Origin of the sequence: Mucilaginibacter sp., from assembly GCF_035492695.1 — a bacterium.
Taxonomy (GTDB): Bacteria; Bacteroidota; Bacteroidia; order Sphingobacteriales; family Sphingobacteriaceae; genus Mucilaginibacter.
Genome location: NZ_DATJJC010000026.1, coordinates 256243 through 263064 on the forward strand (window position 1 = coordinate 256243; position 6822 = coordinate 263064).

The 6822-nt window shown below is 47.5% G+C and carries 5 protein-coding genes; all 5 read right to left on the reverse strand.

Features of this window, described 5'->3' with window-relative positions; all coding sequences use genetic code 11:
* Positions 1 to 57: 57 nt before the first annotated feature.
* Positions 58 to 879: a DUF6515 family protein gene (locus tag VL525_RS16255; RefSeq protein WP_325388093.1), complete on the reverse strand. Its 822-nt coding sequence runs from the start codon at positions 877 to 879 to the stop codon at positions 58 to 60.
* 220 nt (positions 880 to 1099) lie between these two features.
* The gene (locus VL525_RS16260; protein ID WP_325388094.1) at positions 1100 to 3472 is read right to left on the reverse strand and encodes a hypothetical protein; all 2373 of its coding nucleotides are present in this window, start codon (positions 3470 to 3472) and stop codon (positions 1100 to 1102) included.
* Between the two features lie 43 nt (positions 3473 to 3515).
* Positions 3516 to 4712 carry a DUF4249 domain-containing protein gene (locus tag VL525_RS16265; RefSeq protein ID WP_325388095.1) on the reverse strand — a complete coding sequence of 399 codons (1197 nt, stop codon included), beginning with the start codon at positions 4710 to 4712 and terminating at the stop codon, positions 3516 to 3518.
* A gap of 14 nt (positions 4713 to 4726) precedes the next feature.
* Positions 4727 to 5908, reverse strand: coding sequence for a DUF4249 domain-containing protein (locus tag VL525_RS16270; protein WP_325388096.1), 1182 nt, complete (start codon positions 5906 to 5908; stop codon positions 4727 to 4729).
* Positions 5905 to 6822: DUF4249 domain-containing protein (locus tag VL525_RS16275; RefSeq protein ID WP_325388097.1), on the reverse strand; the 918-nt coding region annotated here is incomplete at its 5' end. The genes VL525_RS16270 and VL525_RS16275, both read right to left, overlap by 4 nt.

The window sequence follows — 6822 nt, forward strand, 5'->3', positions numbered from 1 at the left end:
AAAGGTTTAGTTTGATAATAAAAAAGGGCCTGTTCAGCCCTTTTCTACATTTGTTATTTACTGCTGCTCATCCTGGTCGTTGTCCGATGGCACACTGACCACCCGGTACGACTTATAGTTATGCGAGTCCTTAAATTCTTCGTAGTAGATACCGTCCGGCCCTAAAAAATACTTTTTGCCGTTAAGTTTTACCTTGCGCGATCCGTCGGGCAATTGGTTTACAATATCGCCAACCTGCGGCATGGCGGGCGCTTCGTCGGCAGCTTCGCCGTTGGTGTTCAGTACACCATCTTTACCTGCCACTACATATACTACTTTGCCCTGGTCGTTGGTGCTTTGCTGGTAATAAACGCCGTTAAACTCATAAAACTGCTGCCCGTCTATCACAATGGATTGGGCGCCTTTTGGCAATTCGGGCACTGCCGCACCAAGCGGAGGAGTAGCTACTTCGTAACCCCCGTCGTCGTCAGGACGGTAGAAAGCCCCGCCATAATAGTAGTACAGATCGGCTCCGAAGTAGAAAGGGTAATAGCCGTACGGCAGGTAGCCAAAACGGAAGCCGATAGTAGGGTAGCCATAAAAATATCGCCCGCCATAATAACCGCCGCTATGGTAAACCCCGCCGCGGGCCGCTACATTGCCCCCGCTGCGCACGCCCGCTGTCGCACCCGGGCGATAACCGATCCCGCTGCGTATCCCGACACTGGAGCCACCCCGGAAACCGCCGCCACCGCCAATGCTGACGCCACCTCCGCCGGAACGTACACCGCCACCGCCGCCACCGCCACGGCCGCGTTGCGCTTCAGCCGCAGGGACAAATAAGATAGAAAGTGCCCCGGCCAAAACTGCGCCGGCGGCATATTTATATAAGCTTTTCATGATGTTATAAAAAAGAATTTCAGGGTATTAAATAAATTCGTCTTTTAGACCAATTGCCGTTCAAAAGGTTTAATTATGCAATTGTTATTTATACAAATCTCATAATTTTTTCCGGGTCGACAACAATAGGCCGTTTATGCCAATAACGTATAAAAAGGGCAAACGGATACAATAGTGCATCCGTTCACAAAAAATTTACATTATGGAGAAAAATAATAGCTTATTTCCTCACTTCAAAATTGAAATACCTGACACCCGGCGTTCCCGTTGCCGTTATACCCTGTACAATACCGATATACTGTCCTTGCTGGTCGGAGGTATAAAATGACACCTGGTTTTTCCCATCAGGGCCAGTCTTTATCGATGGCGACCAATACAATACATTTCTGAAATCCGGAACACGGCTGGCTGCTTCAGCGTCGGTATCATAAGTTGGCGAATAAAATACGCGCTGTAATTGCAATCCTTCGTAATCGAGCACTACGGCGTGCGGGTCTATTTCTACCCCGCCAAGGTCGCCTTTATAAGTGGTATAACTCAATATACCCTCGGCATCAGCAGGCCCCCAAAAGTAGCGTTCGCGCATCACATCCAGCCGCCTTATTTTCAGCGGATCAAGCGCGATCACCTTGTCCATGTCGAAGATCGGGATGCCATCCAGCATTACCAGCGGGTCACCTTCCAGGAAACCACGTTCGCTGATGACCTTGATATGGTATTTTTTGTCCTGCCTTACCACGTAAAGCTCCCTGATGTATTCCCTCAACACCTCTTCCATGGTTGTGAACCTTGTATAATCATCCAGTTTGTACGATTTATATGGTTTGCCAAAGAATCCGTTACTATCAACCGGCGAGGTATAGTATTTCCGGATATTATCACCCGAATAGATGTTAAGCACTTGCATGCCCAGGCTGCTGTTCTCCAACGATTGCTGCATATCCTTGCCGATATAAAAAGGCGGCAAGGCATTTTTTGAATATTGCTCGGAGAAGGGGCTGGCAATGTCGATACGGAATGTACTATCGTGCTGGGTGTTGGTTTGTACCACTATTTCGCCCGGGCCATAAAAATCTTTAGTGTTGAATAGCAGCCGGCCGGAAGTATCGCTTTTTGCCGTGAACAATTGCACCCTTTTTCCGGGTACACCGAAATAGGCAACTACATCGGCGGTTGGTTTGTTGGTTTCTGTATTAACCAGCTTACCGGTAACCAGGTGGCCGTTATATTCGGGCAGGAAAGAGAACGAAGCTGGTTTGTTGCTCAATACATCGTTCCACTGGAACCTGCGCCAGCCCTGGGTAAGCATCAGGTTATCGGCGGCTTCGTTAGCTTCAGATGTATTATTGTTTAAATAATAGCCCGGCGATTCAATGCTTCCCCGAAGATCCGAGCCCAGGTATAAATAACTGACGATATCGGTCGCGTCAGCAGTTTGAAAATTATCCAACCTGTAAACCGACATGGACAGGTCGGCATTTTGAGCCGCCGAAACAGAAACATTTACTTTTTTCCGGTTCCCATATTGCCTGCTGTCCGCCGCTGCTTCGATAGCGAGTGTTTGAGCCGGGCGTTTAAAATAAAGCCGCTCGCAAACTGGCTTCCGGTCGCCGGCGAACACAGTTAAATGAGACACACCATCGCCCAGCGAATTTTTATCTACAGTAAAAGTAGCCACGCCGTTGTTCAACACAACACGCTTTATATTTTCCAATGACTGCCGGGTATGGGTGAACAGGTACACATCCGGCTCGGGGTTGCTTACGTTGGTACTAACCGTTATGGTTAGCTGGCCCGTATTGTTATCGGCTACCTGCATCACGTATCCCTGGCTGCCTGCCGCCGGCAGGTCCTTCGTCACCGGCGCCGCGGTGCCCGCCTTTACAACAGCTTTGTAGGCGGTACCCGCATCCGGTTTAAGCATGAAGCTGCCCATGCCGAATTTCAGTGATCTGAAACGCGCTACTGTATCATTTTTCGAATCGATAACAGCGCCTGATACATCAACTCCTTTTCCATCTTTCCCAACGGCTTTAAATGCTACCTTGCTGCTTAGCCCTGTTACCAGGTTCCCGCCCTCGGGAAAGAACTGAATATCAAATGCTGCAGGATTAACCGCTGCCATCGGTCCCGGTGCTATCTGCGGGTTCACGATCGTTAATGTTTTTTCAAAATAATAATCCGGACTAAAGTTCTTCATCCAGTTGGTGTAGGCCCTTAGTTTGAAATTGCCATTGCTCAATGTTATTGGTATGTACACCGATCCGCTGCCCTTGCCATTGTGTAATGCCACTTTGGTTTGCATTACGGGCACCTGGTTATTATCCAGTACATCAACATAAGCTACTTTGCTTATATCCAGTGGCTTGTGATAAGTGCCATCGACCACGTACAGTTTAAACCAGATGATCTCGCCTGTCAGGTACGAAGCCTTGTCTGTGTGGGCAAATACTTTTTCGTGTAACGCGGTTTGCCTGTAATTGTCAAAACTTTTCTGGATATCGCCTACCTGGGCAGTGCAATTCAACGATAGCAGTAGGGCAAGGGCAGTATAGCCGGCAAAGTTTTTAAATAGACCTGTAATTTGTTTCATAGCTTTATTTTGTAACTATAACTGTTTAAATTCTTTATTCTGATCAATTAAATCGTTGTGCCTCCGGCCAAAATGCGGGCGCGAGGTTGGTACCGAAGGGAGCTTTTACCCTGCAGTCCGAACAATTCCTCGCGGCATAAGAGTACCCAAGCAGTTTGCCTGTTCCACGCTGGTATTCCGCATTCAGCAGAACGGTATCACCTGTCCCGGTTACTTGTTTCAGCCGGTATTGGTAGCTTACCTGTGGTTCCACGCTGATATACCCGACTTGACATTCATTTGCCGATGGCGGAGCGATATAGTCGGGCACAAACAACCCGGCAAAATAATTATTGACGAATACCCGTTTCGATTTTACACTTGATGCACTGACGAAACCGATAACCGGCTTGCCCGGAGCGCTAAGACAATGGATGTTGCTTGGCAATTCGGATGGCTGTGCGTCAAATATGCTGCCTATATCTTCCGTGTTTTTCTTTAGGTTTTGCCAGTAACTATAGCCGGCTTCGGTAAGGGCATACTGGCGTAACAACAAGCTGTATCCGTGAGATATTTTGCCGGAACCCTGGCTGATAAAATCAAGCGGCTGGCGATAAACCACATCCTGCGATAATTTAGTTGTTGTGGCGGTTAATATCTGTACTCCGGGATTCGAACGGTAGCATCCGTAAATTTTATCCTCCTGGGCCACACGTAATTCCGGGTAACCATCGCCGCCTATTTTAAAATAGGATTTGTATAAAGTGTGGTATCCCCAGGTTTCATCAAAATCCCAACGGTAATATCTTGTTTTATTGGTGGCATCATGCGAATTGACATAAAACTGTACGCCGTCGCCCTGTACTTCGTAGGTAACGCTATCTATATCGGGTGTTTCCTTCGCTTCAACAAAATCCGACAGGTATTCTTCGTTGCTGGCAGTCTTTACCCTCAGCCGGTATTTGGCGTTAGTGCCAAGGTAAAGCGGTGCTGATTCATATATGCCTCCACCGGCTTCCGTCAGTTGGTAGGATGAATTGTTATCCCCTTCAATAGTTACCGTCGCATTCAATTCGCCCGATGGCTTGGTCACGTCCGATAGTTTGACCGTTCTCGTCAATTTTATAAAAGTGGAATCGGGCCCAATATTGATCAGCCCCTCAATAACCAGGTAGCTATCTTTTGATACAATGGCCGGCCCCAGGTAGGGCTTTTTACAGCCCCACGCCACACCCATTACCAATATTGCTATGCCAGTCATCACTTTTAAATATCTCATCTGTCTATCCAAAACGATGGTTTTTTATTGCTGCCCCTTAATGTGCAATCGGCACAGGCACGGTCTTCCACGCCTGTATAACCCAGTATTACGCTTCCCGGCGGTTGTATTACCCCGGTAACAAATATTTCCCCTGTATAGATAAAATCGCGTACCGGGGTAGTGGGCCGCCCGGCACTGTCGTGGTCGTGGAACAGGTAACCCTTTTCCGCGCATTCATCGGCCGGCACGGGCCATGTAGGCAGCTCGCTGTTATCAACATATAGCCTCAACTGCGATGTTGAACCGGCACTAATGAAGCCTATAACGGGCTCCGAAGCATTTGTTGTGCAATGTATGTTACCCTGTAATTCAGATGGTTGGGCGTCAAATACGCTTCCCAGCTGCTCGGTGTTTTTCTTCAGGTTTTGCCAATAATTAAACCCGTCCGCGGTCAGCGCATCCTGCTTTACCAATATGCTGTAACGGGTTCTCATTTTCTCGTCACCAGTATTTACATAAGTGAGCTGGCTTTGCGATATCACGTCCTCTTTTAATTTGGCCGAGGAACCCAGTATCACATTAACCGAGCTGTCGTTTTTCCAGCATTGATAGACATATTCGTCCAGCGAGCGGAGAACCACTGTATCAAAGGGGACATGAACCAATTTAACTGTCGACACGTAGTCAGCATGAATAATGTAGGTTTCTATATAGCTCCATTTGTAATAAGTGGTTTTATTTGCCGGATCGTGCGTGTTCACATAAAGCTTTACGCCGGTATTATCTAACCGGTAAGTTATGCTGTCAATGGGCGGCGAATTTTTTACCGGTACAAAATCCGATGCGTATTCCTTGCCGCCGGTTGTAATGGTTAAACGATATTTATTTGACGGGCTTAAATTCAATGCTACAGTTTTATAATACCCATTACCGTACGACGGCAGGCCATAGCTGCCGCCTGCATCGCTTTCAACCATAACGGTAGCGTCGGATACCGGCTCCGACCGCTTGTCCGAACCCAATGGCACAGTACGGCTTACCCGGATGATAGTCGAATCGGCGCCGGTGTTAATGGACCCCTCAACAACCAGGAATCCTGACGCAGCGGTACCGGATGACACAGCCGGGCTTAAGTACGGCTTTTTACAACCGAACCATAGCAATATGATGAGCGATATAAAGATGGCCTTTCTCATTCGTCTATCCAGAAACTGGGTCTAATATTGGTGCCTCTTAAAGTACAATCTACGCATTCGGGTGTAGAAGCTCCATATCCCAGGATATGGTTTGACCCCGGCGGCTCTATGGTAAAGACGCCCAAATGCGCACCTGTATAAATATTTTCCTTTACTTCGTTAATGATTTGACTCCCCTGGGGCCTGACAAACAAGTCCGTATCCATTTTGCAGCCCGTATAAGGGCTGTTTGTTATCCATGCGGGTAAATCCTTGTTATTAATGTAGATACGCTCCTGTGCCGACGAGCCGGCTGTAATATATCCAAGGACAGGCTCCGCAGGATTTGTCAGGCAGTGGATGTTTCCTGGGAGTTCTGAAGGTTGGGCATCGAAAATGCTGCCTAATTGCTCCGTGTTTTTCTTCAGTTGCTGATAGTAATTAAATGCTTCCGGCGTTAATGCATATTGCTTTACCAAAATGCTGTACCGATCTTGCAATTCGTCGGAACTCGACGAAATGAAGGCTATAGGATTTTGCGCTATAACGTCTTGTGTCAGTTTTGCCGACGAATTAAGTAAGATAGTAGTTGCCTTGCTCCCACGATAGCAAATATATATTTGGTCTGGCAGTATTCGCGGAAGTAAAGTATCCTGCGGACTGGTTACCAAACGGAGAAAAGAATTAAAGGCACTATGATACTGGTAAGTGCTTTCATACTCCCAGCGATAATACTTTGTGCTGTTAGTCGGGTCGTGCGTGTCAGCGTATATTTCTATACCATTATTTTGGACGCGGTAATAAACGCTGTCAATCGGCGGCGAGTTCCTGGCCTCGACCAGATCCGACTGGTAAGTCGTTCCCGCCGCTGTAGTTATCCTCAAGCGGTATTTGTTGGATGCACTTAAACCTAAAGGACCTGCTTTATAATAGCC